General features: G+C 74.5%; 26 protein-coding genes. 21 read left to right on the forward strand and 5 right to left on the reverse strand.

Annotation, left to right across the window (positions count from 1 at the left end; translation table 11 throughout):
* Window positions 1-11: 11 nt before the first annotated feature.
* Window positions 12-479: a Fur family transcriptional regulator gene (locus ACH443_RS05655; RefSeq protein ID WP_430589702.1), complete on the reverse strand. Its 468-nt coding sequence runs from the start codon at window positions 477-479 to the stop codon at window positions 12-14.
* Between the two features lie 304 nt (window positions 480-783).
* On the opposite strand from ACH443_RS05655, the gene infC reads away from it, so the two are divergent.
* The 8 genes from infC (at window position 784) to ACH443_RS05695 (ending at window position 9,019) form a co-directional block, all read left to right on the forward strand.
* Window positions 784-1,869 carry a translation initiation factor IF-3 gene (gene infC, locus ACH443_RS05660; RefSeq protein ID WP_430589703.1) on the forward strand — a complete coding sequence of 362 codons (1,086 nt, stop codon included), beginning with the start codon at window positions 784-786 and terminating at the stop codon, window positions 1,867-1,869.
* A 104-nt stretch (window positions 1,870-1,973) separates the two neighbouring features.
* Window positions 1,974-2,168 (forward strand): 50S ribosomal protein L35, encoded by a 195-nt coding sequence (gene rpmI / locus ACH443_RS05665; protein ID WP_079576291.1) that lies wholly within the window; start codon window positions 1,974-1,976, stop codon window positions 2,166-2,168.
* A gap of 90 nt (window positions 2,169-2,258) precedes the next feature.
* Window positions 2,259-2,642, forward strand: coding sequence for a 50S ribosomal protein L20 (rplT, locus tag ACH443_RS05670; RefSeq protein ID WP_079576292.1), 384 nt, complete (start codon window positions 2,259-2,261; stop codon window positions 2,640-2,642).
* 56 nt (window positions 2,643-2,698) lie between these two features.
* Complete coding sequence (locus ACH443_RS05675) at window positions 2,699-3,556, forward strand: TrmH family RNA methyltransferase (protein ID WP_430589704.1); 858 nt, start codon at window positions 2,699-2,701, stop codon at window positions 3,554-3,556.
* Between the two features lie 51 nt (window positions 3,557-3,607).
* Window positions 3,608-4,279, forward strand: a complete 672-nt coding sequence (locus ACH443_RS05680) for a 2'-5' RNA ligase family protein (protein WP_430589705.1) — start codon at window positions 3,608-3,610, stop codon at window positions 4,277-4,279.
* Window positions 4,280-4,453: 174 nt separating this feature from the next.
* A complete protein-coding gene (pheS, locus tag ACH443_RS05685) occupies window positions 4,454-5,542 on the forward strand; it encodes a phenylalanine--tRNA ligase subunit alpha (protein WP_429762144.1) in 1,089 nt (362 codons plus the stop codon).
* Window positions 5,542-8,154 (forward strand): phenylalanine--tRNA ligase subunit beta, encoded by a 2,613-nt coding sequence (gene pheT / locus ACH443_RS05690; protein WP_430589706.1) that lies wholly within the window; start codon window positions 5,542-5,544, stop codon window positions 8,152-8,154. The genes pheS and pheT overlap by 1 nt, the downstream gene beginning before the upstream one ends.
* Complete coding sequence (locus tag ACH443_RS05695; protein ID WP_430589707.1) at window positions 8,147-9,019, forward strand: SDR family NAD(P)-dependent oxidoreductase; 873 nt, start codon at window positions 8,147-8,149, stop codon at window positions 9,017-9,019. Before pheT ends, ACH443_RS05695 begins: the two co-directional genes overlap by 8 nt.
* A 33-nt stretch (window positions 9,020-9,052) precedes the next feature.
* Here ACH443_RS05695 and ACH443_RS05700 read toward each other — a convergent pair whose 3' ends face one another.
* Window positions 9,053-9,838, reverse strand: a complete 786-nt coding sequence (locus ACH443_RS05700; RefSeq protein ID WP_429762141.1) for an LLM class F420-dependent oxidoreductase — start codon at window positions 9,836-9,838, stop codon at window positions 9,053-9,055.
* A gap of 34 nt (window positions 9,839-9,872) precedes the next feature.
* On the reverse strand, window positions 9,873-10,664 hold the full coding sequence (locus tag ACH443_RS05705) for a methyltransferase domain-containing protein (RefSeq protein WP_430589708.1): 792 nt from the start codon (window positions 10,662-10,664) through the stop codon (window positions 9,873-9,875).
* 315 nt (window positions 10,665-10,979) lie between these two features.
* Here ACH443_RS05705 and ACH443_RS05710 point away from each other — a divergent pair, with 315 nt between their 5' ends.
* On the forward strand, window positions 10,980-11,186 hold the full coding sequence (locus ACH443_RS05710; protein WP_430589709.1) for a VOC family protein: 207 nt from the start codon (window positions 10,980-10,982) through the stop codon (window positions 11,184-11,186).
* Window positions 11,187-11,225: 39 nt separating this feature from the next.
* Here ACH443_RS05710 and ACH443_RS05715 read toward each other — a convergent pair whose 3' ends face one another.
* Both ACH443_RS05715 and ACH443_RS05720 read right to left on the reverse strand, forming a co-directional pair.
* Window positions 11,226-12,209 (reverse strand): quinone oxidoreductase family protein, encoded by a 984-nt coding sequence (locus ACH443_RS05715; RefSeq protein ID WP_429762139.1) that lies wholly within the window; start codon window positions 12,207-12,209, stop codon window positions 11,226-11,228.
* A 10-nt stretch (window positions 12,210-12,219) separates the two neighbouring features.
* Window positions 12,220-12,837 (reverse strand): DUF1684 domain-containing protein, encoded by a 618-nt coding sequence (locus ACH443_RS05720; RefSeq protein ID WP_430557214.1) that lies wholly within the window; start codon window positions 12,835-12,837, stop codon window positions 12,220-12,222.
* A gap of 115 nt (window positions 12,838-12,952) precedes the next feature.
* Here ACH443_RS05720 and ACH443_RS05725 point away from each other — a divergent pair, with 115 nt between their 5' ends.
* The 12 genes from ACH443_RS05725 (at window position 12,953) to tyrS (ending at window position 25,069) form a co-directional block, all read left to right on the forward strand.
* Entirely contained in the window at window positions 12,953-13,471 is a 519-nt protein-coding gene (locus ACH443_RS05725) for a GNAT family N-acetyltransferase (RefSeq protein ID WP_430557215.1), read from the forward strand.
* 65 nt (window positions 13,472-13,536) lie between these two features.
* Entirely contained in the window at window positions 13,537-14,625 is a 1,089-nt protein-coding gene (gene argC, locus ACH443_RS05730; protein WP_430589710.1) for an N-acetyl-gamma-glutamyl-phosphate reductase, read from the forward strand.
* Window positions 14,622-15,803 carry a bifunctional glutamate N-acetyltransferase/amino-acid acetyltransferase ArgJ gene (gene argJ, locus ACH443_RS05735; protein ID WP_430557217.1) on the forward strand — a complete coding sequence of 394 codons (1,182 nt, stop codon included), beginning with the start codon at window positions 14,622-14,624 and terminating at the stop codon, window positions 15,801-15,803. The genes argC and argJ overlap by 4 nt, the downstream gene beginning before the upstream one ends.
* On the forward strand, window positions 15,800-16,741 hold the full coding sequence (argB, locus tag ACH443_RS05740) for an acetylglutamate kinase (RefSeq protein ID WP_429762134.1): 942 nt from the start codon (window positions 15,800-15,802) through the stop codon (window positions 16,739-16,741). The genes argJ and argB overlap by 4 nt, the downstream gene beginning before the upstream one ends.
* Complete coding sequence (locus ACH443_RS05745; RefSeq protein WP_429762133.1) at window positions 16,738-18,027, forward strand: acetylornithine transaminase; 1,290 nt, start codon at window positions 16,738-16,740, stop codon at window positions 18,025-18,027. The genes argB and ACH443_RS05745 overlap by 4 nt, the downstream gene beginning before the upstream one ends.
* On the forward strand, window positions 18,027-18,959 hold the full coding sequence (gene argF, locus ACH443_RS05750; protein WP_430589711.1) for an ornithine carbamoyltransferase: 933 nt from the start codon (window positions 18,027-18,029) through the stop codon (window positions 18,957-18,959). Before ACH443_RS05745 ends, argF begins: the two co-directional genes overlap by 1 nt.
* Complete coding sequence (locus tag ACH443_RS05755) at window positions 18,956-19,498, forward strand: arginine repressor (RefSeq protein ID WP_430589712.1); 543 nt, start codon at window positions 18,956-18,958, stop codon at window positions 19,496-19,498. The genes argF and ACH443_RS05755 overlap by 4 nt, the downstream gene beginning before the upstream one ends.
* 83 nt (window positions 19,499-19,581) lie before the next feature.
* On the forward strand, window positions 19,582-20,811 hold the full coding sequence (locus ACH443_RS05760; protein ID WP_429762130.1) for an argininosuccinate synthase: 1,230 nt from the start codon (window positions 19,582-19,584) through the stop codon (window positions 20,809-20,811).
* Between the two features lies 1 nt (window position 20,812).
* A complete protein-coding gene (gene argH / locus ACH443_RS05765) occupies window positions 20,813-22,270 on the forward strand; it encodes an argininosuccinate lyase (RefSeq protein ID WP_430589713.1) in 1,458 nt (485 codons plus the stop codon).
* A 139-nt stretch (window positions 22,271-22,409) separates the two neighbouring features.
* Window positions 22,410-23,015, forward strand: a complete 606-nt coding sequence (locus tag ACH443_RS05770; protein WP_430589714.1) for a uridine kinase — start codon at window positions 22,410-22,412, stop codon at window positions 23,013-23,015.
* On the forward strand, window positions 23,012-23,746 hold the full coding sequence (locus ACH443_RS05775) for a DNA-3-methyladenine glycosylase (protein ID WP_430589715.1): 735 nt from the start codon (window positions 23,012-23,014) through the stop codon (window positions 23,744-23,746). Before ACH443_RS05770 ends, ACH443_RS05775 begins: the two co-directional genes overlap by 4 nt.
* A gap of 63 nt (window positions 23,747-23,809) precedes the next feature.
* Window positions 23,810-25,069: a tyrosine--tRNA ligase gene (tyrS, locus tag ACH443_RS05780; RefSeq protein ID WP_430589716.1), complete on the forward strand. Its 1,260-nt coding sequence runs from the start codon at window positions 23,810-23,812 to the stop codon at window positions 25,067-25,069.
* Window positions 25,070-25,467 lie beyond the last annotated feature (398 nt).

Raw genomic sequence — 25,467 nt, forward strand, 5'->3', positions numbered from 1 at the left:
GGGGTTCCGGTTCAGAAGGTCGTGCCGGGGCCGGCCACCGGGACGGGGTCGGCGGCGGAACCCTCGGCACAGTCGGGGCACAGGCCCCAGAACGTGACCTCGGCGAGGTCGACGGCGAACCCGTGGGACGCGCTCGGCGTCAGGCAGGGCGCGTGCCCCACGGTGCAGTCGACGTCGGCGACGGCACCGCACGAGCGGCACACCACGTGGTGGTGGTTGTCGCCCGTGCGCCGCTCGTAGCGCGCGGGGTGCCCGGCCGGCTCCATGCGACGCAGGAGGCCGGACGAGGTGAGCGCGTGCAGGCAGTCGTAGACGGCCTGCACGGACACCGAGCCGAGGTCGGCCCGCACCGCGCGCACGACGTCGTCCGCGGTGGCGTGCTGGTGCTCGGAGAGCGCGCGCAGGACGGCGAGCCGGGAACCGGTGACGCGCAGGCCCCGCTCCCTCAGCAACGTCTCGTCCGTGCTCGCCGTGGTCATGGCCGCGACCCTGGCACACTTTCTGGAACGATTCCAGTAAAGGTCGCGACGTGGGCGGTCGAGACGCTCGCCACACCGGCCGGCCCGGCGCCGATCCCGTGCTAGCCTTGACAGCTGACCGACCTGGGTCCGTCAGCGCGTCGCTCCACGGAGCGGCCGCGGGGCCCAGGTGCATCAAGTGGATCTCATCCCACCCGAGCACCGACCGAGCGCCCCGGGCGCCGACAGGGGCCGGGTCCCGGTCGGACGCCTCTCGTGGGCGTCCGCCTCGGTCGTCGGAGCGCTCGCGCCCCGGCGTCGGTAGATGGCCTCCACCTGTGCTCAGGTCGGGGGCCTTTCCCGTCCCTGGCGGTCTACCGACGAGTTTAGGAGCATCACCATCAGCGAGCCTCGCATCAACGATCGGATCCGCGTCCCCGAGGTCCGACTCATCGGCCCGGGCGGGGAGCAGGTCGGCGTGGTCGCCACGGGAGTCGCCCTGAAGCTTGCCCAGGACGCCGACCTCGACCTCGTCGAGGTGGCCCCGGACGCCCGTCCGCCCGTCGCCAAGCTCATGGACTACGGCAAGTTCAAGTACGAGTCGGACATGAAGGCGCGCGAGGCGCGGCGCAACCAGGCGAACACGGTCCTCAAGGAGATCCGGTTCCGCCTGAAGATCGACCCGCACGACTACGGCACCAAGAAGGGCCACGTCGTCCGCTTCCTGGAGGCCGGCGACAAGGTCAAGGTCATGATCATGTTCCGCGGTCGTGAGCAGTCGCGCCCCGAGATGGGCGTGCGTCTGCTGCAGCGGCTCGCGGAGGACGTCTCGGACCTCGGCTTCGTCGAGTCGATGCCGAAGCAGGACGGCCGCAACATGACCATGGTGCTCGGCCCGGTGAAGAAGAAGGCCGACGCCAAGGTCGAGCAGCGCAAGCGGTCCAGCGAGATCAACGCGCAGCGCAAGACCAAGTCCGAGGTCAAGGCCGAGGCCCGCGCCCAGGCCGCGCCGGCGCAGCCGACGCCGGAGCCCGAGCCGACCGAGCCCGAGGTCGAGGCGCAGGAGGCTCCGGCCCCCGAGGCCGCGCAGCCGGCGCCCGCCCCGCGCGCCGAGACGAAGCCTGCCGAGACCAAGCCTGCCGAGACGAAGCCTGCCGAGACGAAGCCTGCCGAGACGAAGCCCGCCGCAGCGCCGGCCGCCGCGTCGAAGCCCGCGACGTCGAAGCCCGCGACGTCGAAGCCTGCGGCCGCGTCGAAGCCTGCCTCCGCGCCGGCCAAGCCGGCTGCGGCCCCGAAGCCTGCGACCCCGGCGAAGCCCGCCGCGGCGACGCCGAAGCCCGCGACGCCGAAGCCCGCCACCCCGCGGCCGCCGGCGCCGCGTCCGAAGCCGAGCCCCCGCGCAGGTCGCTGAGGCCGCACCGCAACGTCCATCTGGCACCGGGCCGCTCGCCGGCCCCGGTCCGCACCACGTCCCCGCCACCCGGCGGGTGACCGACACGAGGAGAGACGGCAGTCATGCCGAAGAACAAGACGCACTCCGGCGCCAAGAAGCGCTTCCGGGTCACCGGCAGCGGCAAGATCATGCGGGAGCAGACGAACGCTCGCCACTACCTCGAGCACAAGTCCAGCCGCCGCACGCGTCGTCTGGCCCAGGACCAGGTGGTCTCGGCCGCCGACGTCAAGACCATCAAGAAGCTGCTCGGCAAGTGACGCCCTCGGCGGTCCGCTGATTCCGGTGACACCACCGGGACCCACGACCGCCGGGTCCACTTCCGGCCCCGACACTGCAAGGAGCATCACGTGGCACGCGTGAAGCGGGCGGTCAACGCCCACAAGAAGCGCCGTACGACCCTCGAGCGCGCCAGCGGCTACCGCGGCCAGCGTTCGCGCCTGTACCGGAAGGCGAAGGAGCAGGTCACCCACTCCCTCGTCTACTCGTACCGCGACCGCAAGGCGAAGAAGGGCGACTTCCGCAAGCTGTGGATCCAGCGCATCAACGCTGCGTCCCGCGCGCAGGGTCTGACCTACAACCGCCTCATCCAGGGCCTCAAGGCTGCTGGTGTCGAGGTCGACCGCCGCATGCTCGCCGAGCTCGCGGTCAACGACGTGGCGGCGTTCAACGCGCTCGTCCAGGTCGCCAAGGACGCGCTGCCGGCCGACGTCAACGCGCCGAAGGCCGCCTGAGCCACCCCGCTCAGCACCCCGGACGCCCGGACACCCCCGACCTGTCGATGCCGCGCATGATCTCAGGCATCCCCGACGTGACGCTCGCGAACCCGCGGGCGGACCGGGTCAAGCAGGTCAGGGCGCTGTCCGGGCGTCCTGCGCGTTCCCGGCACGGACAGTTCCTCGTCGAAGGGCCCCAGGGCGTGCGTGAGGCCGTGCGCCACGCGGCCGCCGGCGTCCGGGACGTCTACCTCACGCCCGCCGCCGCGGAGCGCTACACCGAGATCGTCGACGCGGCGCGCGGCGCCGGGCTGCACCTGCACGTCGGCACGGCCGAGGTGCTCGAGGCGATGAGCCCGGACGCGCAGGGCGTGCTCGCGGTGGTGCGCACCACCGCCCTCGGCCTCGACGACGCCCTGGCCGGCGTCACCTCGCGGCCGCTGCTCGTCGCGGTGCTCGCGAACGTCCGCGACCCCGGCAACGCCGGCACGGTGATCCGCGCGGCCGATGCAGCGGGCGCGGACCTCGTGGTCCTCGCCGGCGAGAGCGTGGACGTCCACAACCCCAAGGTGGTGCGCTCCACCGCCGGCTCTCTCTTCCACCTGCCCGTGGTCACGGGCCTGCCCCTGGCCGACGCCGTCGCCGTCGTCCGCGCCGCGGGCTGCGTCGTCCTCGCCGCCGACGGCACGGGCGAGCACGACCTCGACGACCTGCTCGACGTGGCAGGCGACCCGGCCGTCGACGCCGGGCAGCCGGACCTGGCGGGCTCGACCGCATGGGTCTTCGGCAACGAGGCGTGGGGCCTGCCCGAGGCCGACCGCGCGCTGGCGGACGCCGTCGTGCGCGTGCCGATCCGCGGCCGCGCGGAGTCGCTCAACCTGGCCACCGCCGCCACGGTGTGTCTTTACGCGAGCGGGCGCGCGCAGCGCTGACGCCTCACGCCGCCCGGGGCGGGCCGCACCGGGGCGTGGCACGATGCGCGGATGCGCCTGTTCACGGCCGTGTACCCCTCCGCCGACGCCGGCGACCACCTGGAGCTCGCCCTCGCCGGGGTGAGCGGCGCGGCCCTCGCAGACCCGGGCCGCGGCCTGCGCTGGGTGGCGCCGGAGCAGCGCCACGTCACCCTCGCCTTCCACGGCGAGGTGCCGGACGGTGCCGTGCCGGACTACGTCGAGGCGCTGGGGATCGCCCTGGCCGACGTGCCGCCGTTCGCGCTGGCCCTGAGCGGCGGCGGCACCTTCGGCGGGCGGACGCTCTGGGTCGGTGTGACCGGGTCGGTCGACGACCTGCGGCGCGCCGGCGAGCACGCGCAGGACGCCGCCGTCGGCGTGGCGGGCCTGCCCGCCTCCGACCGCACGTCGGGACGGCCGCACCTCACGGTCGCGCGCGCGACCCTGCGGGCCGTGGACGGCCGGCGGAGGGTCGACGGCGCCCGCGGCGGGACGCGCGGCCCGCGCGGACGCGAGCCGGAGGCGTCGCCCCTGGTGCCCTGGGCGCGGGCGCTGGCCGTGTACCGCGGCCCGTCGTGGGAGGTCGGCGCCGTGCACGTCGTCGCGTCCCGGCTCGGCGAGGGACGGTCGGGAGGCCCGCTGCACGAGGACGTCGCCGTGATCCCCCTGGCGGACAGGGACGGGACGGGACGGCCCGTGCCATGATGGGTGCGTGACACGCCGCGACCGCCGATTTACCGGGCCCGCCACGGACCCGGCCCCGGTGACGCCCGCGCGCTGAGCGCGGTACCGCGGACGCCGACCTGACCGGCCCGGGCGGGCACATAAACTGACCCCGCCGCCCACACCCCTCGCAGGGCCCCTCTCAGGAAGGCACGCATGTCCACGCCCGCACCCACCCCAGAACCCGGCATCGAACGGCAGAGCCCCGACCCGCTGGACGTCGCGGCGCTCGACTCCGCCGTCGACGAGGCCCTCGCCGCGGTCGCCGCCGCGCGCGACCTCGACGAGCTGAAGACGGTCCGCACCGCGCAGACCGGGGACAAGAGCCCGCTCGCGCTCGCCAACCGTGCCATCGGGGCACTGCCGGGGCCGGACAAGGCCGCCGCCGGCAAGAACGTCGGCCCGCGCCGCGGACGCGTGAACCAGGCGATCGCCGCGCGCCAGGCCGAGCTCGAGGCCGAGCGCGACGAACGCGTCCTCGTCGAGGAGACGGTCGACGTCACGCTGCCGACCGACCGCCGTCCCGTCGGGGCGCGGCACCCGATCGAGCTGGTGCAGGAGCGCATCGCCGACTTCTTCGTGGGCCTCGGCTGGGAGATCGCCGACGGCCCCGAGGTCGAGGCGGAGTGGTTCAACTTCGACGCGCTGAACTTCGACCCGGACCACCCCGCGCGGCAGATGCAGGACACGTTCTACGTGTCCGGCGAGGGGGACAAGCCGTCCAACCTCGTGCTGCGCACGCACACGTCGCCGGTGCAGTCGCGCTCGATGCTGGAGCGGGGCGTGCCGCTGTACATCGCGTGCCCGGGCAAGGTGTTCCGCACCGACGCGCTGGACGCCACGCACACGCCCGTCTTCCACCAGGTCGAGGGCCTGGCGGTCGACAAGGGCCTGACGATGGCGAACCTCGTGGGCACCCTCGACGCGTTCGCGCGCGCCATGTTCGGCCCGGAGGCGCGCACGCGGCTGCGCCCGAGCTTCTTCCCGTTCACGGAGCCCAGCGCCGAGATGGACCTGTGGTTCCCGCAGAAGAAGGGCGGCGCCGGCTGGATCGAGTGGGGCGGCTGCGGCATGGTCAACCCGAACGTGCTGCGCGCGGCCGGGATCGACCCCGAGGAGTACCAGGGCTTCGCGTTCGGGATGGGCATCGAGCGGACGGCGATGCTGCGCCACTCGATCGCGGACATGCACGACATCGTGGAGGGCGACGTGCGCTTCTCCACCCAGTTCGGGACGGAGATCTGATGCCCCGCATCGTCACTGACTGGCTCGGCGAGCACGTCGAGCTGCCGGCGGACCTCACCACGGAGCAGCTCGCGGCGGCGCTGGTGAGGGTCGGCCTGGAGGAGGAGGAGATCCACCCCGCCGCGGTCACCGGCCCGCTCGTCGTCGGGCGCGTGCTCGCGCAGACCCCCGAGCCGCAGAAGAACGGCAAGACCGTCAACTGGTGCCTGGTCGACGTCGGCCCCGAGCACAACTCGACACAGATCAAGGGCGTCGACGACGCCGACGTCCCCGCGGGCGGCGCTCGCGGCGTCATCTGCGGCGCGCACAACTTCGGCGTGGGGGACTACGTCGTCGTGTCGCTGCCGGGCACCGTGCTGCCCGGCGGCTTCGCCATCGCGGCGCGCAAGACCTACGGCCACGTCTCCGACGGCATGATCTGCTCGGTGCGCGAGCTCGGCATCGGGGACGACCACGACGGCATCCTCGTGCTCACGCGCGCGGGCTTCGACGCCGCCGACCTCACGCCCGGCCAGGACGCGATCGCCCTGCTCGGCCTCGGCGACGAGGTGCTCGAGATCAACGTGACCCCGGACCGCGGGTACGCGTTCAGCTACCGCGGCGTGGCGCGCGAGTACGCCCACTCCACGGGTGCGCGGTTCACCGACCGCGGGCTGCCGCAGAACCTCGTCACGCCCCCGCCCGTTCCGACGGCCGACGGGTTCGTCGTCGAGGTCGACGATTCGGCGCCGATCCACGGGCAGGTCGGCTGCGACCGGTTCGTCACGCGCGTCGTGCGCGGCATCGACCCCGCCGCGCCCACCCCGCCGTGGATGAAGCGCCGCCTCGAGGGCTCGGGCATGCGGTCCATCTCCCTGGCCGTCGACGTCACCAACTACGTGATGCTCGACCTGGGCCAGCCGCTGCACGCCTACGACCTCGACAAGGTCGCGGCGCCGATCGTCGTCCGCCGTGCGGCTCCCGGCGAGCGCATCACGACGCTCGACGACGCCGACCGCGCGCTCGACGCCGAGGACCTGCTCATCACCGACTCGCCCGCGGGCGAGCGCGGCGCTCGCGTGCTCGGTCTGGCCGGCGTCATGGGCGGTGCGTCGTCGGAGGTGAGCCCCACGACGACGGACGTCCTCGTCGAGGCGGCCCACTTCGACCCGATCACCGTGGCCCGCACGGCGCGGCGGCACCGGCTGCCGTCCGAGGCCGCCAAGCGGTTCGAGCGCGGCGTGGACCCGCGCCTGCCGGCCGTCGCGGCGCAGCGCGTGGTCGACCTGCTCGTGGAGCTCGGCGGCGGCACCGCGGACGCCGCGGTGAGCGACCTCGACACCACGACCGCCGCCAAGCCGGTGCGCCTGGACGTCACCCTGCCGACGCGCCTGTCGGGCGTGGAGTACGACCGCGCCACCGTGGTCGGCATCCTCGAGCAGATCGGCTGCACCGTGACGGACGCCGTCGCCGGGGCGAGCGTGGACGCGGTCCGCGTGACGCCGCCGTCGTGGCGCCCCGACCTCACCGAGCCGGCCGCGCTGGTCGAGGAGGTCGTGCGGATCGCGGGCTACGACCAGATCCCGTCCGTGCTCCCGGCCGCCCCGGGCGGTCGCGGCCTCACGCCCGAGCAGCGGGCTCGCCGGTCGGTGGCGCGCGCGCTCGCGGAGGCGGGCCTCGTCGAGGTGCTCTCCTACCCGTTCGTCGGCGAGGCGGACCTCGACGCGCTCGGCCTGCCCGACGAGGACGTGCGCCGTACCACGCTGCGCCTGGCCAACCCGCTGGCCGACGACCGGCCGTTCCTGCGCGCCGACCTGCTCTCGACACTGCTCGAGACCGCGCGGCGGAACGTCTCGCGCGGGCTGCCCGACGTGGCGGTCTTCGAGATCGGCCTGGTCACGCGGCCGACGCCGGGCACTCCGGCGCCGCCGCAGCTGCCGGTCGGCGTGCGGCCGTCCGACGACGACCTGGCGGCGCTCGTCTCCGCCGTCCCGGACCAGCCACGGCACGTCGCGGGCGTGCTCACCGGCCGGGCGGTGCCTGCCGGCTGGTGGGGCGACGGCCGCGCGGCCGACTGGACGGACGCCCTCGACGCCGCCCGCCTCGTCGCGGAGCGGGCGGGAGCGGAGGTCGCGGTCCGGGCCGACTCCGGCACGATGCCGTGGCACCCCGGGCGCTGCGCGGCGCTGGCGCTGGCCGACGGCGCCGTCGTCGGGCACGCGGGCGAGCTGCACCCGAAGGTGGTCGAGGCCCTGGGCCTGCCTGCCCGGGCGGTGGCGTTCGAGCTCGACCTCGGCGCGCTGATCGCCGCCGGCGGGGGCGTGCCGGTCGTGGCTGAGCCGGTGTCGGCGTTCCCCGCGGCGAAGGAGGACTTCGCGTTCGTCGTCGACGCGGACGTGACCGCCGACGCCGTGCACGCCGCCGTCGTCGCGGGCGCGGGCCCGCTGCTGGAGGACGCGCGACTCTTCGACGTGTTCACCGGCGAGCAGGTGGGCGAGGGCAAGAAGTCGCTCGCCTACTCGGTGCGGCTGCGCGCCGCCGACCGCACGCTGACCGCCGACGACGTGCGCGCCGTCCGCGAGGGGGTCGTCGCCGCGGCGACCGAGCGCGTGGGGGCTGTGCTGCGTGGCTGAGTCGGCACCGCCGGCCGGGCCCGTCGAGCCCCCGCCCGCCCGGACCGCGCTGATCACGGGGGCGAGCCGCGGCATCGGCCGCGCGGTGGCGCTCGGGCTGGCGCGGGCCGGGTTGGACGTCGCTCTCGTCGCTCGGGACGCCGCCCGCCTGGCCGAGGTCGCGCGCGAGGTGCGCGACCTCGGCCGGACGGCCCTCGAGCTGCCCGCGGACGTCGCCGACGCCGCGGCGGTGGCAGTGGCCGTGCGGGTCGCGGAGGGGTCCCCGGCCGACGGCGGGCTGGGCTCCGTGGACCTGCTGGTCAACAGCGCCGGCCGCATCGACGCCGAGGTGCCGCTGTGGGAGGCCGACCCCGACGAGTGGTGGTCGGTGCTCGAGACGAACGTGCGCGGGCCGTTCCTGCTGGCCCGGCACGTCGTGCCGGGGATGCTGGCGCGCTGCGGCGGGCGGGTCGTCGACCTCAACAGCGGTGCCGGCTCGCACGACAACGCCGACGCGACCGCCTACAACGCGAGCAAGACCGCGCTGATGCGTCTCGGCGCCGGGCTGCACGCCGCCGGCCACGACCGTGGCCTGCGCGTGCTGGAGGTCGCCCCCGGCGTCGTGCGCACGGACATGACGGGGTCGATGCGCGCCCACGAGGGGCGGACGGAGTGGACGCCCGTCGAGCGGACCGTCGACCTGGTGACGGCGTTCGCGCGCGGCGACCTCGACGCCTGCTCCGGCTGGTTCGTCCGCGCCTCGCACGACACCCCGGAGTCGCTGGTCCGGCTGGCCCGTGCGGCCACGGCGCCCGCCGCACGGCGGCTGCGCGTGCAGCCGGCCGCGGACGACGACCCGCTGGCCGAGGTGCTCACCGGGCGCTGACCCTGGCACCCCGGCCGGGAGCGGATGGGCAGGTCAGCGGCGCTCGTCGCGCCAGCGGACCCACTGCTCGACGAGGGACAGGTCGTAGTCGGGCCCGCTCGTGCCGATCGTGAACAGGGTGGCGCCCGCGTCGAGCAGCTTCTGCCCGACCTCCTCCGGCGGGGCGCCCACGCCGACCGAGCGCTCCACGAGCGCGGCGGTGTCGCGCCCGACGGCCTCTCCGTGCTCGTCGAGGATCGCGGACTTGCGCGTCAGGGTGTCGACATCGCCGAAGGAGTGCCAGACGTCGGCGTGCTCCGCCACGAGGCGCAGCGTCTTCTTCTCGCCCCCGCCGCCGATCAGGATCGGGATCTCGCGCGTCGGTGCGGGGTTGCCGGCCGCGAGCCGCGCCTTGATGCGGGGGAGCGCCTCGCCCAGGTCGGCGATGCGCGAGCCTGCCGTGCCGAACTCGTACCCGAACTGCTCGTAGTCCTTGGCGAACCAGCCCGCTCCGACACCGAGGATCAGCCGGCCTCCGCTGATGTGGTCGACCGTGCGGGCCATGTCGGCGAGGAGCTCGGGGTTGCGGTAGGAGTTGCACGAGACGAGGGCGCCGATCTGCACGCGCTCGGTCTGCTCGGCCCAGGCGCCGAGCATCGTCCAGCACTCGAAGTGCTTGCCGTCGGGGTCGCCCGAGAGCGGGAAGAAGTGGTCCCAGTTGAAGATCACGTCGACGCCGGCGTCCTCGGCGCGCCGGACGGCGTCGCGCACCTGGGCGTAGTCGGCGTGCTGCGGCTGGAGCTGGACCCCGATGCGGATCGGGTGGATGGTGTCGGTCACGGCGCGAGCCTACGACCGTCCGTGCCCGCCGCCGTCAGGCCGTTCGCGTGGCGACCGCGAACACGCGGCGGAACGCCAGGGGGGTGCCGAACGGGCGCCGCGGATAGGCCGCGCGGAGCTCCGCCCCGAACTCGGCGTCGAACCGCGCGCGCAGGGCCGTGCCGTGCGCGGCGTCGTGGGCGTCGAGGGCGTGCAGCACCGGCTGGGCGCCCGTGGCCGAGATCCAGCGCAGCACGGGGTCCGCGCCGTCGAGCACGTGCGTGTAGGTGGTCTCCCAGGTGTCGACCGACCAGCCGGGCGCGGCGAGGATCTCGAGGTACTCCGCGGGGTCGGCGACAGCGCGGCGCTCCACGGTCCCGACGGCGGCGGAGTAGGGCTCGCGGCCCGCCACCTCGCGCAGCAGCCGGTGGCTGGGGGCGTCGTGGTTGCCGGGCACGGAGAACGCGAACGTCTGCAGGGCCGTCGCGGCGAGCGCGGGGAGCAGCTCGCGGTGGCCGGGCACCCACTGCAGGGTGGCGTTGCTGATCACCAGGTCGGCCTCGGGGTCGGGGCCGCGGCCGGCGGCGTGGTCGCGCACGTCGGCGAGCTCGTACCGCCCCGAGGGGTCGGCGGCCCGGGCGCGCTCGATCATGGCGGGAGAGGCGTCGAGGCCGACGAACGAGGCGCCCGGCCACCGCTCGCGCAGCACGGGGGTGAGGTGGCCGGGACCGCAGCCGAGGTCGACGATGCTCGCCGGGTCGCGCACGACGCGTGCGACGAGCTCGCCGAAGGGGCGCGACCGCTCGTCGGTGTAGCGCAGGTAGGCGGAGGGGGACCAGTCGGCCATGACAAATCCTCTCGATATCAAGTCTCTTGACATCAAGAGATTAGCGCGCGCTCTCTCGCCGCGCCACGCTGGGGTCATGGACACCGGTGAGGACGCCGAGACCACCCCCGCGCCGCCCGGTCGTGGCGACCGGACCTCCGCGACGGTCGTGCCGTACCTCGCGGTGCGCGGCGCGGCGGGCGCCATCGACTACTACCGCCGGGCCTTCGGCGCGCAGGAGCGGTTCCGGATCGAGGACGACGGCGTCGTCGGGCACGCGGAGCTCGCGATCGGCGGCGGACGATCTACCTGTCCGACGAGTGGGAGCAGCTGCGCGTGCACAGCCCCACGACGCTCGGCGGGTGGTCGGTGTCGCTGGCGATCGAGGTCGAGGACGTCGACGCCTTCGTCGCGCACCTCGTCGGCGGCGGGGCCAGGCTGGAGCGGGGCGTCGACGACGGGCCCGAGGAGGGCTGGCGCAGCGCCTGGGTCGTGGATCCCTACGGGCACCGCTGGCACGTCTCGAGCCCGACGGCGGGCTGACCGCGCACCGTCCGGGAGGCGCCGCTCAGGGGACCTCGCTCAGGGGACCAGGAGGACCTTGCCCGTCGTGGCCCGTCCCTCCAGGGCACGGTGCGCCTGCGCCGCGTCGGCGAGCGGGAGCCGCTCGCCGATCCGGACGTCCAGGTCTCCCTCGGCGGCCGCCCCGAGCACCTCCGACGCCCGCCACTCGAGCTCGGCCCGGGTGAGGACGTAGTGCGCCAGGGTCGGCCGGGTGAGGTAGAGCGACCCGCCGGAGTTCAGCCGCTGCGGGTCGAACGGCGGCACCTGGCCGGACGCCCCGCCGAACAGCACGAGCGTGCCGCGCGGCCGCAGCGACGCGAGCGACGCGTCGAACGTGGCGCGTCCCACGCCGTCGTACACGACGTGCACGCCGCGGCCGTCGGTGAGGTCGCGCACGACGGCGGGCAGCTCGGTCGCGAGGTCGTCCATCGCCGCGTAGTCGACGGTGTGCGCCGCGCCGGCCGCCGACGACAGGGCCGCCTTCTCGGGCGAGGACACCGTGGTGACGACGCGCCCGCCGCGCGCGACCGCGAGCTGGGTGGCGAGCAGGCCGACGCCGCCGGCCCCGGCGGTGAGGAGGACGTCGTGGCCCGGCCCGACCTCGAAGGTCGACGCGACGAGGTAGTGCGCCGTCATCCCCTGCAGCGGCAGGGCGGCGGCCGTGACGAGATCGAGGCCCGCGGGGACGCGCACGGCGTTCGCGGCGGGGACGACGGCGAGCTCGGCGTACGACCCCGGCGCCTCGTTCCAGGCCACCTCGTCGCCGACGGCGAAGCCCTCCACGCCCTCGCCGAGGGCCTCGACCGTCCCGGCCCCCTCGACGCCCACGACGTGCGGGTAGCTCATCGGGTAGACGCCCGCCCGGCGGTAGGTGTCGATGAAGTTGACCCCCGCCGCCGCGACGCGGACGAGCAGCTCGCCCGCGCCGGGCGCGGGGTCGGGCTGCTCGACGTACTCCAGGACCTCGGGACCACCCGCCGCGCGGGCCACGACTGCGTGCATGCGTCCGAGCCTACGCAGCCGGGGGCGCGTCCAGCCTCTCGCCCGCGCGGACCGGCACGTCGACGCGGTTGCCCGCCGGGGCGAGCGGGCAGGTCCACGCCGGGTCGTAGCGGCACGACGGGTGGTAGGCGAGATTGAGGTCCACCACGACGAGGCCGTCGTGCCCGCCGAGGTCGGCGCCCTTCGCCGTGTCGAGCAGGTACCGCCCGCCGCCGTAGGTCTCGTCCCCGGCGGTGCCGTCGCGCAGAGGGACGAACAGGCCGCCGCCGTACTGCGCGAGCCACCAGGCGTCGAGCGTCCCCACGCCGGGCAGCTCGAGCACCCCGACGCGCTCCATCGTCGTCGTGCCGTCCGCGCCCGTGTCGAGCTCCAGCCGCGCCGCCGGCGCCGGGCGCAGCGGCACCTCGAAGCGCAGGGCGGCGTCGTACGGCCAGGACGGGAGCCCGGTCGCCCGCAGCGGGTCGTCCGCCGGCAGCGGGCTCTGCGGGTGGTCGCGGAAGAGCGCGTCGCGACCCGCCCGCCACGTCGCGTGCCCGCTCGCGGGGTCGGGCGCGGCACGGACCGCGGCGTACAGCTCGGCGACGCGCCGCCGCCAGTTTGCGAGCTCGACGGCGGTGCCCGGCGTCACCGGAGGGCTCCCGCGTCGAGCGCAACGGTGGGCATGGCGGTGGGCATGGCGGTGGGCATGGCGGTGGGCACAGCGGTGGGGAGGGAGGTCACAGCCTCGACCCTATGCTTCGCCTGTGACCCGAGACACCCGCGCACCGTTCACGATCCGTCCTGCGACCGAGGACGACTGGCCCGCCCTGTGGCCGACCGTCGAGGCGGTGGTGCGTGAGGGCGAGACGTACGTCTACCCGGTGGACCTCACGAGCGAGCAGGCGCGGGAGATCTGGATGGAGCGCGCCCCGGGCGCGACGGTCGTCGCGGAGGCTGCGGACGGCACGCTGCTGGGCACGGCCAAGATGGGGCCGAACCGGCCGGGCCACGGCGACCACGTGGGCACGGCGTCGTTCATGGTGTCGCCCGCCGCGCGCGGGCTCGGGGTGGGCCGGGCGCTCGGCGAGCACGTCGTCGCCTGGCACCGCGAGCAAGGCTTCCGCGGCATCCAGTTCAACGCGGTGGTGGAGTCGAACGAGGTCGCGGTGCGCCTGTGGCGGGCGCTCGGTTTCGAGGTGGTCGGCACCGTGCCGGGCGCCTTCCGCAGCCCGGCGCACGGCTACGTGGGTCTGCACGTCATGTACCTGCCGCTCGTCGCCTGACCCGCGGCGCCCGGGGCGCGAGAAGCAGGTTCCGGCGCACTGCATAGGTATGTATAGTTCTGCATATGGTCAGCACTGAGTCGCGCACGTTCCGTGTCGCCGTCGCCGGTGCCTCCGGGTACGCCGGGGGCGAGTTCCTGCGCCTCGCGGCGCGTCACCCCGCGCTGGAGGTCGGGACGCTCACGGCGCACACGAACGCCGGCGCGCGGCTCGGCGCAACGCAGCCGCACCTGCGTTCCCTCGCGGACAGGGTGCTCGAGCCGACCACGCCCGAGGCGCTCGCGGGCCACGACGTCGTCGTGCTCGGCCTGCCGCACGGCGCGTCCGGCGAGATCGCCGCGCAGCTGCCCGACGACGTGCTCGTGCTCGACCTCGGCGCCGACCACCGCCTCGCGTCCGCCGCCGACTGGGAGAAGTACTACGGCTCGGCCCACGCGGGCACCTGGCCCTACGGTCTGCCCGAGCTGCTCCACGCCGACGGCGCGGGGGCGGTCACCGGCGCGCAGCGCGACCACCTGGCGGGCGCCCGCCGGATCGCGGTGCCCGGCTGCAACGTCACGGCCGTCACGCTCGGCCTGCAGCCCGGCGTCGCCGCCGGCCTCGTGAGCCCGGCCGACGTCGTCGCTGTCCTCGCCAACGGGTACTCGGGCGCCGGCAAGTCGCTCAAGCCGCACCTGCTCGCCGCCGAGGGCCTGGGCTCCGCCGTGCCGTACGCGGTGGGCGGCACGCACCGGCACATCCCCGAGATCGTCCAGAACCTGCGCACCGCCGGGGCGCCGGAGGTGTCGATCAGCTTCACCCCGACGCTCGTGCCGATGTCGCGCGGCATCCTCGCCACCGTCACGGCCCGCCTCGCGCCGGGCCACGAGGACGCCACGGCCGCCGACGTCCGCGCCGCCTGGGCCGCGGCCTACGCGGACGAGCCGTTCGTCGAGCTCCTCCCGGAGGGCCAGTGGCCGACGACGGCCGCCACCCTCGGCGCCAACACGGCCCTCGTGCAGGTCGCGCTCGACGCCGCCGCCGGGCGCGTGGTGACCGTCACCGCCATCGACAACCTGGTCAAGGGCACCGCCGGCCAGGCGGTCCAGGCCATGAACCTCGCCCTCGGCCTGCCGGAGACGGCCGGCCTCGTCACCGAAGGAGTCGCACCGTGAGCGTGACCGCAGCGAAGGGGTTCCGGGCCGCCGGGATCACGGCCGGCCTCAAGGCCTCCGGCACCCCCGACCTCGCCCTGGTCGTCAACGACGGCCCGCAGCACGCGGCCGCCGCCGTCTTCACCACCAACCGTGTGGTCGGCGCGCCGGTGATGTGGTCGCGCCAGGCGATCAAGGACGGGGTCGCCCGCGCCGTCGTGCTGAACTCGGGTGCCGCGAACGTGTGCACCGGCCCGGGCGGGTTCCAGGACTCGCACGCCACGGCGGAGAAGGTCGCCGAGGTGCTCGGGATCGGCGCGATCGACGTCCTCGTGGCCTCGACCGGCCTCATCGGCGTGCGGCTCGCGGCCGAGAAGCTGCTCGCCGGGATCCCGGTCGCGGCGGAGGCGCTGGGACCGGACGAGGCGTCGGGCACGAGCGCGGCCACGGCCATCATGACGACGGACTCCGTCCCGAAGACCGCGGTGCGCACGATCGAGACGCCGTCCGGCACCGTGACGGTGGGCGGGATGGCCAAGGGCGCGGGCATGCTCGCTCCCGCGCTCGCCACGATGCTCTGCGTCATCACGACCGACGCCCTCGTGGACGCCGGGGCCACGGACGCGGCGCTGCGCGCCGCGACCCGCACGACGTTCGACCGCGTCGACTCCGACGGCTGCATGTCGACCTCCGACACCGTGGTGCTCATGGCGTCGGGCGCGTCCGGCGCGACGCCGGACGACGCCGCGTTCGCCGAGGCCGTGGCCGCCGTCTGCGCCGACCTCGCGCGCCAGCTCGTGGCCGACGCGGAGGGCGCGTCCCACGACATCGCCATCACGGTCACGCACGCGACGACCGAGGACGCCGGGCTGGCCGTGGCCCGGGCCGTGAGCCGGTCCAACCTGGTCAAGGCCGCGATCTTCGGCAACGACCCCAACTGGGGCCGCATCCTCTCGCAGGTCGGCACGGTCCCCGAGGAGGTCGCGCCGTTCGACCCGCTGGAGCTCGACGTCAGCGTCAACGGCGTCATGGTGTGCAAGGCGGGCGGGGCGCACGAGTCGCCGGAGAACGTCGACCTCGCCGCGTCGCGTGACGTGTCGATCACGATCGACCTGCACGCCGGCGACGCCGAGATCACGCTGTGGACCAACGACCTCACCCACGCGTACGTCCACGAGAACAGCGCGTACAGCTCATGAGCAGCGACGTCGTGAACGGGCTCGCGCCCGAGCAGAAGGCCGAGGTGCTCCTCGAGGCGCTCCCGTGGCTCCAGGAGTTCGCGGGCGCGCTCGTGGTCGTCAAGTACGGCGGCAACGCGATGATCGACGACCGGCTCAAGGCCGCGTTCGCCCAGGACATGGTGTTCCTGCGCCAGGTGGGGCTGCGCCCCGTCGTGGTGCACGGCGGAGGCCCGCAGATCAACGCCATGCTGGAGCGCCTGGACATCCACAGCGAGTTCCGCGGCGGCCTGCGGGTCACCACGCCCGAGGCGATGGACGTGGTGCGCATGGTGCTCACCGGCCAGGTCTCGCGCGAGCTCGTCGGCCTCATCAACGCGCACGGCCCGCACGCCGTCGGCATGTCGGGGGAGGACGCCGGGCTGTTCCGCGCCGCCCGCCGGCACGCCGTCGTCGACGGCGAGCCGGTCGACGTCGGCCTCGTGGGCGACGTCGTCCAGGTGGACGCCGGGGCCGTGCAGGACCTGCTCGACGCCGGCCGCATCCCGGTCGTGTCGACCGTCGCGCCCGACGTCGACGACCCGACCCAGGTGCTCAACATCAACGCCGACACGGCAGCGTCGGCGCTCGCGGTGGCGCTCGGCGCGAGCAAGCTCATCATGCTCACCGACGTCGAGGGCCTGTACACGTCGTGGCCCGACAAGGACTCCCTCGTCGAGGAGATCTCCGCGCCGGACCTCGCCGCACTCCTGCCGAGCCTGACGTCCGGCATGGTGCCCAAGATGGAGGCGTGCCTGCGCGCCGTCCAGGGCGGCGTGCCGCGCGCGACCGTGATCGACGGCCGCCAGCCGCACTCGGTGCTCCTGGAGGTCTTCACCACCCGCGGCAACGGCACCATGGTCGTGCCCGCCCCGGCGACCACGACCGGTACCACCGGAAGCAAGGAGGCAGGCGCGTGAGCGACACCCTGCAGTCGGTGAGCGGCGGCGCCCTCGCCGACGCCTCGAACGCCGCCTGGACCGATCGCTACACCCACGCGGTGATGGACACCTTCGGCCCGCCCCAGCGTGTGCTGGTGCGCGGCGAGGGTGCCTACGTGTGGGACGCCGACGGGCGGCGCTACCTCGACCTGCTCGCCGGGATCGCGGTGAACGCGCTCGGCCACGCCCACCCCACGCTGACGGCGGCGATCAGCGCGCAGCTCGGCACCCTCGGGCACGTGTCGAACTTCTTCGCGACGCCCACCCAGATCGGCCTGGCCGAGCGGCTGCTGCACCTCGCGGGCGCCCCCGAGGGCTCGCGGGTGTTCTTCACCAACTCGGGCACCGAGGCGGTGGAGGCGGCGTTCAAGATGGCGCGCCGCAACGCCGGCGACGACGGCGCCCGCACCCGCGTCCTGGCCCTGGAGGGCGGCTTCCACGGCCGCTCGATGGGCGCGCTCGCCCTCACGGCGAAGGCCGCGTACCGCCAGCCGTTCGAGCCGCTGCCCGGCGGCGTCGAGCACGTGCCGTTCGGCGACACCGCCGCCCTCGACGAGGCGTTCTCGCCGGAGGCGGTCGCGGAGCGTGGCGGCGTCGCGGCGCTCGTCGTGGAGCCGCTGCAGGGCGAGGCCGGTGTGCGGCCGCTGCCCGCGGGCTACCTGGCGCACGCCCGCCGGCTCACCGCCGAGGCGGGCGCGTTGCTCGTGCTCGACGAGGTCCAGACGGGCGTCGGGCGCACGGGCTCCTGGTTCGCCTTCCAGCAGCCGGAGATCGGCGGCGGCGTCGTGCCCGACGTCGTCACCGTGGCCAAGGGCCTGGGCGGCGGCTTCCCCGTGGGCGCCGCGATCGCGTTCGGCGAGCGCGCCGCGACCCTGCTCGGCCGCGGCCAGCACGGCACCACGTTCGGCGGCAACCCCGTCGCTGCGGCCGCCGGCCTCGCGACGCTCGGCGTCATCGAGCGCGACGGCCTGCTCGAGAACGTGCGCCGCGTCGGCGCCGTCCTCACCTCCGAGATCGAGGCCGCGGGCAACCCGCTCGTCGCCGGAGTGCGCGGGCGGGGGCTCCTGCTCGCCGTCCAGCTCGCACGGCCCGTCGCGGCCGACGTCGCGGCGGCCGCGCTGGAGGCCGGCCTCGTCGTCAACGCCGTCGCCCCGGACGCGATCCGCCTCGCGCCACCGCTGATCCTCACGGCCGACCAGGCGCGCGACGTCGCCCGGTTCTTCGCCACCGTCACCGTCCCCGCCTCTGCCGACAGGGAGTCCTGATGCCCCGCCACTTCCTCCGCGACGACGACCTCACGCCGGACGAGCAGCGGGAGGTCCTCGAGCTCGGCATGGCGTTCCGGGAGGACCGGTTCGTGCGCGCGCCGCTCGCGGGCCCGCAGGGCGTCGCCGTGCTGTTCGACAAGCCGACGCTGCGCACCCAGGTCTCGTTCTCGACGGGCGTCGCCGAGCTCGGCGGCTTCCCCGTGATCGTGGACGGCCGGCTCGCCCAGGTGGGCGTGCGCGAGTCCGTCGCCGACGTCACCCGCGTGCTCGACCGCCAGGTGTCCGCCATCGTGTGGCGCACGTTCGGCCAGGACCGGATCGACGAGATGGCCGCGGTCTCGCGCGTCCCCGTGGTCAACGCCCTCACGGACGGCTTCCACCCGTGCCAGATCCTCGCCGACCTGCTCACGGTCGCCCAGCACCGCGGCGGCATCTCCGCCCTGGCCGGTCAGCGGCTGACCTACGTGGGCGACGCCGGCAACAACATGGCCGCGTCGTACCTGCTCGGCGGGGTCACCGCCGGCCTGCACGTCGCGGTCGCCGGGCCGGAGGGCTACCTGCCGCCCGAGGACGTCGTCGCCCGCGCCCAGGAGATCGCCGCCACGACCGGGGGCTCGGTGTCCGTCACGACCGACGCCCGGGCCGCCGTCGCCGGGGCCGACGTCGTCGCCGCGGACACCTGGGTCTCGATGGGCGACGAGGACGAGGCCGCCGAGCGGCTCGCCGCCCTGGACGCCTACCGCGTGGACGACGCGCTCCTGTCCGGCGCGGCCGACGACGCGATCTTCCTGCACTGCCTGCCCGCCTACCGCGGCAAGGAGGTCACGGCGTCCGTGATCGACGGCCCCGCGTCCGTCGTCTGGGACGAGGCGGAGAACCGCCTGCACGCCCAGAAGGCCCTGCTCACCTGGCTCCTGGAGCACCGGTGAGCGCCGTCGAGGGCGCGTCGGCGGGCCAGGCCGCAGGGCCGACGACGAAGGCCGCGCGCCACGCGCGGATCGTCGAGATCGTGCGGCGCACGGCGATCCACTCGCAGGCCGAGCTGGCCCGCGAGCTCGCCGACGCGGGCGTCAGCGTCACGCAGGGCACCCTGTCGCGCGACCTCATCGAGCTGCGCGCGGAGAAGGTGCGCAACGCGGCGGGGGCGCTCGTCTACGCCGTGCCCGGCGAGGGTGGCGACCGCAGCGTGCAGGCCGCGGGCGTGGGGGATCACGACGTCGAGTACGTCGCCGCGCGCCTCGCCCGGCTCTGCAACGACCTGCTCGTGTCGGCGGAGGCGTCCGCCAACCTCGTGGTGCTGCGCACGCCCCCCGGCGCGGCCAACTACCTCGCGTCCGCGATCGACCACTCGGTCCTCCCGGGCGTCCTCGGCTCCATCGCGGGCGACGACACGATCCTCGTGATCGCGCGCGACCCGCTCGGCGGCGACGAGCTGGCCCGCCGCTTCCTCGAGCTGACCGGTCCCTGACCCCGTCCTCCCGGCGGGCCGTGGCCTCCGCGGACCCGCACTGCCAGACTTGACCCGAACCCCTCGCAAGAAAGAGAACTGTGATGACTGATCGCGTCGTGCTCGCCTACTCGGGCGGCCTGGACACCTCCGTGGCCATCGGCTGGATCGCCGAGGCCACCGGGGCCGAGGTCGTCGCCGTGGCCGTCGACGTCGGCCAGGGCGGCGAGGACATGAACGTCATCCGCAAGCGCGCGCTCGACTGCGGCGCCGTCGAGGCGTACGTCGCCGACGCGCGCGACGAGTTCGCGGCGGAGTACTGCATGCCCGCGCTCAAGGCCAACGGCATGTACCTCGACCGCTACCCGCTGGTCTCGGCGATCTCCCGCCCGGTGATCGTCAAGCACCTCGTGCGCGCCGCGCGCCAGTTCGGCGCGACGACGGTCGCGCACGGCTGCACCGGCAAGGGCAACGACCAAGTCCGCTTCGAGGTCGCGACGACGTCTCTGGCCCCGGACCTGAAGTCCATCGCCCCGGTGCGCGACCTCGCGCTCACGCGCGAGAAGGCCATCGACTACGCGGAGCGCCACGACCTGCCGATCGCGACCACCAAGAAGAACCCGTTCTCGATCGACCAGAACGTGTGGGGTCGCGCGGTGGAGACGGGCTTCCTCGAGGACATCTGGAACGAGCCCACCAAGGACGTCTACTCCTACACCGACGACCCGACGTTCCCGCCGGTCGCCGACGAGGTCGTCGTCACCTTCGACCAGGGCGTGCCGGTGGCGCTGGACGGCGTCGCGGTCACCCCGCTGCAGGCCATCCAGGAGATGAACCGCCGCGCCGGCGCCCAGGGCGTGGGCCGCATCGACATCGTCGAGGACCGCCTCGTGGGCATCAAGTCCCGCGAGATCTACGAGGCGCCCGGCGCGATCGCGCTCATCGCCGCGCACCAGGAGCTCGAGAACGTCACGCTCGAGCGCGAGCAGGCCCGCTTCAAGCGCCAGGTCGAGCAGCGCTGGACCGAGCTGGTCTACGACGGCATGTGGTTCTCCCCGCTGAAGAAGAACCTCGACACGTTCGTCGACGAGACGCAGAAGTACGTGTCCGGCGACATCCGCATGGTCCTGCACGGCGGCCGCGCCACCGTGACGGGGCGCAGGTCGGAGTCCAGCCTGTACGACTTCAACCTCGCCACCTACGACGAGGGCGACGCGTTCGACCAGTCGCACGCCAAGGGCTTCATCGAGATCTACGGCCTCGCCGCCAAGCAGGCCGCGGCCCGCGACGAGAAGTTCGGCAACGGCGTGGACTTCGGCGTCGGGGAGTTCTGACGTGGGCTCCGAGGTCACGCCGGGCGCCCGGGACGGCGCGCTGACGACGCAGGGTGACAACGTCTCCCTGTGGGGCGGCCGGTTCTCCGGCGGCCCGTCTCCGGAGCTGCAGGCGCTGTCCCAGTCGACGCACTTCGACTGGGTGCTCGCCCCGTACGACATCCGCGGGTCCCGGGCGCACGCCCGGGTGCTGCACGCCGCGGGCCTGCTCACCGACGACGAGCTCGCCGGGATGCTGGAGGCGCTCGACGTGCTGCTCGCCGACGTCGAGTCGGGGGCGTTCCTCCCGGTGCTCGGCGACGAGGACGTGCACACGGCCCTCGAGCGCGGCCTCATCGAGCGGGCGGGCACCGAGCTCGGCGGCAAGCTGCGCGCGGGCCGGTCGCGCAACGACCAGATCGCCACCCTGGTGCGGCTGTACCTGCGCGACCAGTCGCGCGTCGTCGTGCGCCAGGTGCTCGACGTCGTGGACGCGCTCATCGTGCAGGCGGAGGCGGCCGGCGAGGCCGTCATGCCGGGCCGCACGCACCTCCAGCACGCGCAGCCGGTGCTGCTGGCGCACCAGCTCCTGGCGCACGCGTGGCCGCTGCTGCGCGACGTCGACCGGCTGGTCGACTGGGACGTGCGCGCGGCGCGCTCGCCCTACGGTTCGGGGGCGCTCGCGGGCTCGTCGCTGGGCCTCGACCCGGCGGCGGTCGCGACGGAGCTGGGCTTCGACGGGCCGGTGGAGAACTCGATCGACGGCACCGCCGCGCGCGACGTCGTCGCGGAGTTCGCGTTCGTGTCGGCGATGGTGGGCATCGACCTGTCCCGGCTGAGCGAGGAGATCATCCTCTGGAACACGAAGGAGTTCGGCTTCGTGCGGCTGGACGACTCGTGGTCGACCGGGTCGAGCATCATGCCGCAGAAGAAGAACCCGGACATCGCGGAGCTCGCCCGCGGCAAGGCGGGCCGGCTCGTGGGCGACCTCACCGGACTGCTCACCACCCTCAAGGGCCTGCCGCTGGCGTACAACCGCGACCTGCAGGAGGACAAGGAGCCGGTCTTCGACCAGGTCTCCACCCTCACGGTGCTGCTGCCCGCGTTCGCGGGGATGGTCCGCACCCTCACGTTCGACACGGCACGGATGGCCGAGCTCGCCCCGCAGGGCTTCTCGCTCGCCACGGACATCGCCGAGTGGCTGGTGCGCCAGGCCGTGCCGTTCCGCGTCGCGCACGAGGTCGCGGGCGCGTGCGTCCGGGTCTGCGAGGAGCGCGGGATCGAGCTGTGGGACCTGTCCGACGCGGACCTCGCCGCGATCTCCGAGCACCTGACGCCGGGCGTGCGCGAGGTGCTGAGCGTCGAGGGCTCCGTGGCCTCGCGCGACGGCGTCGGCGGCACCGCGCCCACGCGCGTCGTCGAGCAGGTCGAGGCCGCCAAGGAGCGGTCGGCCGAGTTCCGCATCTGGGCGGACAGCTGAGCCGACCCGTTCCCCGGCCCGGGCTCGTCGGCCGCACGCTCCCTCGGGACGTGCGGCCGTCGTCGTCCGGGCGGGCACGACGGCGGACGGACGAGACGCGTCAGCGGGTACGGTCGGCGGGCCGGAGGAAGGAGCGGGCGTGACGACGAGCGAGGAGGTGCTCGACGCGCTGGTGGCGCGCGTGCACGCGGCGGAGCCGCGGCTCCCCGGCCCGGGGGCGCCGGAGCCGTGGCGGCGCACGCGGCTCGTGTGCGTCGACGGGCCGGCGGGCTCGGGCAAGACGACGCTCGCGACGCAGCTCGCCCTGCGGTTCGCGTGCCAGGTCGTGCACCTGGACGACCTCTACGAGGGCTGGGAGGCCGGCCCCGACGGCGGCGCGCGGCGCCTGGCGGAGTGGGTCCTCGAGGCTCTCGAGGCGGGCCTCCCGGGCAGGTATCTCCGCTACGACTGGGGGCGGGGCGAGTACGCCGAGGCGCACGACGTCGAGCCCGCCCCGGTCCTCGTCGTCGAGGGCTGCGGCGCCGGCGCCCGTCAGGTCGACGGCCGGGCCGCGCTGCGGGTGTGGGTGGAGGCAGACGACGCGGTGCGCCTCTCCCGCGGCCTCGCGCGCGACGGGTCGGACGCCCGCGAGCACTGGCTGCGCTGGATGGCCGACGAGCGCACCCACTACGCGGTCGAGCGCACGCGCGAGCGTGCCGACGTCCGGCTTGACGGCGTCGGCCGGCTCCTCGAGGCGGTGCGATGACGTCGGCGAGGCGGGCGCAGGCCGGTGTCCCCGCAGCCGACCGGGAGCCGCTGGCGGACGCGGCGGCGGGCGCGGGCCTGGTCGTCCCGGGCCGCGCCTGGTTCGCGCGGGAGGTGCACGTCGTCGCGCACGACCTGCTCGGGGCGCTGCTCACCCGCCGCACGCCGGACGGTGCGGTGACGGTGCGGCTCACGGAGGTCGAGGCGTACGCGGGCACGGCCGACCCGGGGTCGCACGCGTACCGGGGCGAGACGGCACGGAACCGGACGATGTTCGGCGAGCCCGGCCGTGTCTACGTCTACCGGCACCTGGGGCTGCACCACTGCATGAACGTCGTGTGCAGCCCGCCGGGCGAGGCGTCGGCCGTCCTGCTCCGGGCGGGCGAGGTGGTCGAGGGGGCGGACCTCGCGCGCGAGCGGCGCGCGGCCGCGGGCGTCACGCGGGGCGACGTCGACCTGGCGCGCGGCCCGGCCCGCCTGACCGTCGCGCTCGCGATCGACCGGGACGACGACGGCGCGGACGTCACGGATCCGGGCGGCGATCTGGTGCTGCGGGTGCCGCAGCCCCGGGATCGCGCGGACGGTGCCGGTCGCGAGGTCGCCACGGGTCCTCGCGTCGGCGTGAGCGGCGAGGGCGGACGCGCCGACCTGTTCCCCTGGCGGGCATGGCTGGCGGGCGAGCCCACCGTGTCGGCGTACCGGGCGGCGGAATCACGGCGCCGACGGCGGTAGGCGTCGGGCACACTAGGAGGGCGGCCCGCCCGGGCCGTGATCCCTTTCCCCGAGGAGCACACGGTGACCGACGTTCTCGACGAGCTGCACTGGCGAGGCCTGGTGGCGCAGTCCACCGACGAGGCCGCGCTGCGTTCTGCGCTGGCCGAGGGACCCGTCACCTATTACGCGGGCTTCGACCCGACGGCGCAGAGCCTGCACGTCGGGCACATGGTCCAGCTGCTGAACATGCGCCGGCTCCAGCTTGCGGGGCACCGTCCCCTCGCGCTGGTCGGTGGCGCGACGGGGCTCATCGGCGACCCGCGCCCGACCACGGAGCGGTCGATGCAGTCGCGCGACGTCGTCGCGGGCTGGGTCGAGCGCATCCGGGGTCAGATCGAGCCGTTCCTGGACTTCGAGGGACCGGCGGCAGCGCGCATGGTCAACAACCTCGACTGGACCGGGGCGATGTCCGCGATCGACTTCCTCCGTGACGTCGGCAAGCACTTCCGCGTGGGCACGATGCTCGGCAAGGACATCGTCGCCCGGCGCCTGCGCTCCGACGAGGGCATCAGCTACACGGAGTTCAGCTACCAGGTGCTGCAGGGCATGGACTTCCGGGAGCTGTACGAGCGCCACGGGTGCACGCTGCAGCTCGGCGGCAACGACCAGTGGGGCAACCTGCTGTCCGGCGTCGAGCTCATCCGCAAGACGGACGGCGCGGCCGTGCACGCCCTGACGTCGCCCCTCATCACGAAGGCCGACGGCACCAAGATGGGCAAGTCCGAGGGCGGCGCCGTCTGGCTCGACCCGGAGCTCACGAGCCCGTACGCCTTCTACCAGTTCTGGGTGAACACGGCGGACGCGGACGTCGTGAAGTACCTCAAGGTCTTCACCTTCCGCACCAGGGAGGAGATCGAGGCGCTCGAGCAGGAGGTGGCCGAGCGGCCGTTCGCCCGCGAGGCGCAGCGGGCGCTGGCCGGCGACCTCACCACCCTCGTGCACGGCCAGGCGGCGACGGACGCCGTCATCTCGGCGAGCCAGGCCCTGTTCGGCCGGGGCGAGCTGCGGGGCCTGGACGAGGGGACCCTCGCTGCCGCCGTCGCGGAGCTCCCGCGCACGACGGCGAAGGCGGGCGACCTGGTCGTCGACGCGTTCGTGGGCTCGGGCCTGGTCGCATCGAAGGCCGCCGCCCGACGCGCGATCTCTGAGGGCGGCGCGTACGTGAACAACGCGAAGGTCGAGTCGGAGGACGCCGCGCTGCGGACCGAGGACCTGCTGCACGGCCGGTACGCCGTCCTGCGTCGGGGCAAGCGGACCCTCGCGGTGGCCGTCGCGGAGTGACGGCGGCCGTGCCGTCGGACGTTGGTCGGGCGGCGCCAGAGCAGGCGGCCGCGGGGTATCACCGCAGGTCAGGGGGCGATTTGGCACCTGCGCCAGACTGTGTGTAATGTTCTGGTCGTTCGCCCGACAGGGAGAACGGACACCGAGGAGACAGCCGAGCGGCTGGGTACCGGTGGCCGGCCCGGGGCGGACACCCGAATCCTTCTTCACGAGGTCGACCAGTGCGCCCTCGTTCGGGACCGGGACGTTCGAACCCAGCACCTCAGGCCAACGGCCGGGAGTTGACGGGGAAGAGCGAACCGAGTAAGTTTGAGGGGTTGCCCCGGCGGGGTCGGAACTGAGAGTGGTTCTGGTTCTGCGGTGTGCGTCGGTTGTTTGAGAACTCAACAGTGTGTTTG

It is taken from the genome of Isoptericola sp. NPDC019571 (assembly GCF_044389385.1).
Taxonomy (GTDB): Bacteria; Actinomycetota; Actinomycetes; order Actinomycetales; family Cellulomonadaceae; genus Isoptericola; species Isoptericola nanjingensis.

Excerpts from the sequence above, each read along its gene's own strand:
- ACH443_RS05655 (WP_430589702.1), bottom strand. The coding sequence starts at position 479 with ATGACCACGGCGAGCACGGACGAGACGTTGCTGAGGGAGCGGGGCCTG.
- infC (WP_430589703.1), top strand. The coding sequence starts at position 784 with ATGGCCTCCACCTGTGCTCAGGTCGGGGGCCTTTCCCGTCCCTGGCGG.
- rpmI (WP_079576291.1), top strand. The coding sequence starts at position 1,974 with ATGCCGAAGAACAAGACGCACTCCGGCGCCAAGAAGCGCTTCCGGGTC.
- ACH443_RS05675 (WP_430589704.1), top strand. The coding sequence starts at position 2,699 with ATGATCTCAGGCATCCCCGACGTGACGCTCGCGAACCCGCGGGCGGAC.
- ACH443_RS05680 (WP_430589705.1), top strand. The coding sequence starts at position 3,608 with ATGCGCCTGTTCACGGCCGTGTACCCCTCCGCCGACGCCGGCGACCAC.
- pheS (WP_429762144.1), top strand. The coding sequence starts at position 4,454 with ATGTCCACGCCCGCACCCACCCCAGAACCCGGCATCGAACGGCAGAGC.
- pheT (WP_430589706.1), top strand. The coding sequence starts at position 5,542 with ATGCCCCGCATCGTCACTGACTGGCTCGGCGAGCACGTCGAGCTGCCG.
- ACH443_RS05705 (WP_430589708.1), bottom strand. The coding sequence starts at position 10,664 with ATGGCCGACTGGTCCCCCTCCGCCTACCTGCGCTACACCGACGAGCGG.
- ACH443_RS05715 (WP_429762139.1), bottom strand. The coding sequence starts at position 12,209 with ATGCACGCAGTCGTGGCCCGCGCGGCGGGTGGTCCCGAGGTCCTGGAG.
- argC (WP_430589710.1), top strand. The coding sequence starts at position 13,537 with ATGGTCAGCACTGAGTCGCGCACGTTCCGTGTCGCCGTCGCCGGTGCC.
- argB (WP_429762134.1), top strand. The coding sequence starts at position 15,800 with ATGAGCAGCGACGTCGTGAACGGGCTCGCGCCCGAGCAGAAGGCCGAG.
- argF (WP_430589711.1), top strand. The coding sequence starts at position 18,027 with ATGCCCCGCCACTTCCTCCGCGACGACGACCTCACGCCGGACGAGCAG.
- ACH443_RS05760 (WP_429762130.1), top strand. The coding sequence starts at position 19,582 with ATGACTGATCGCGTCGTGCTCGCCTACTCGGGCGGCCTGGACACCTCC.
- ACH443_RS05775 (WP_430589715.1), top strand. The coding sequence starts at position 23,012 with ATGACGTCGGCGAGGCGGGCGCAGGCCGGTGTCCCCGCAGCCGACCGG.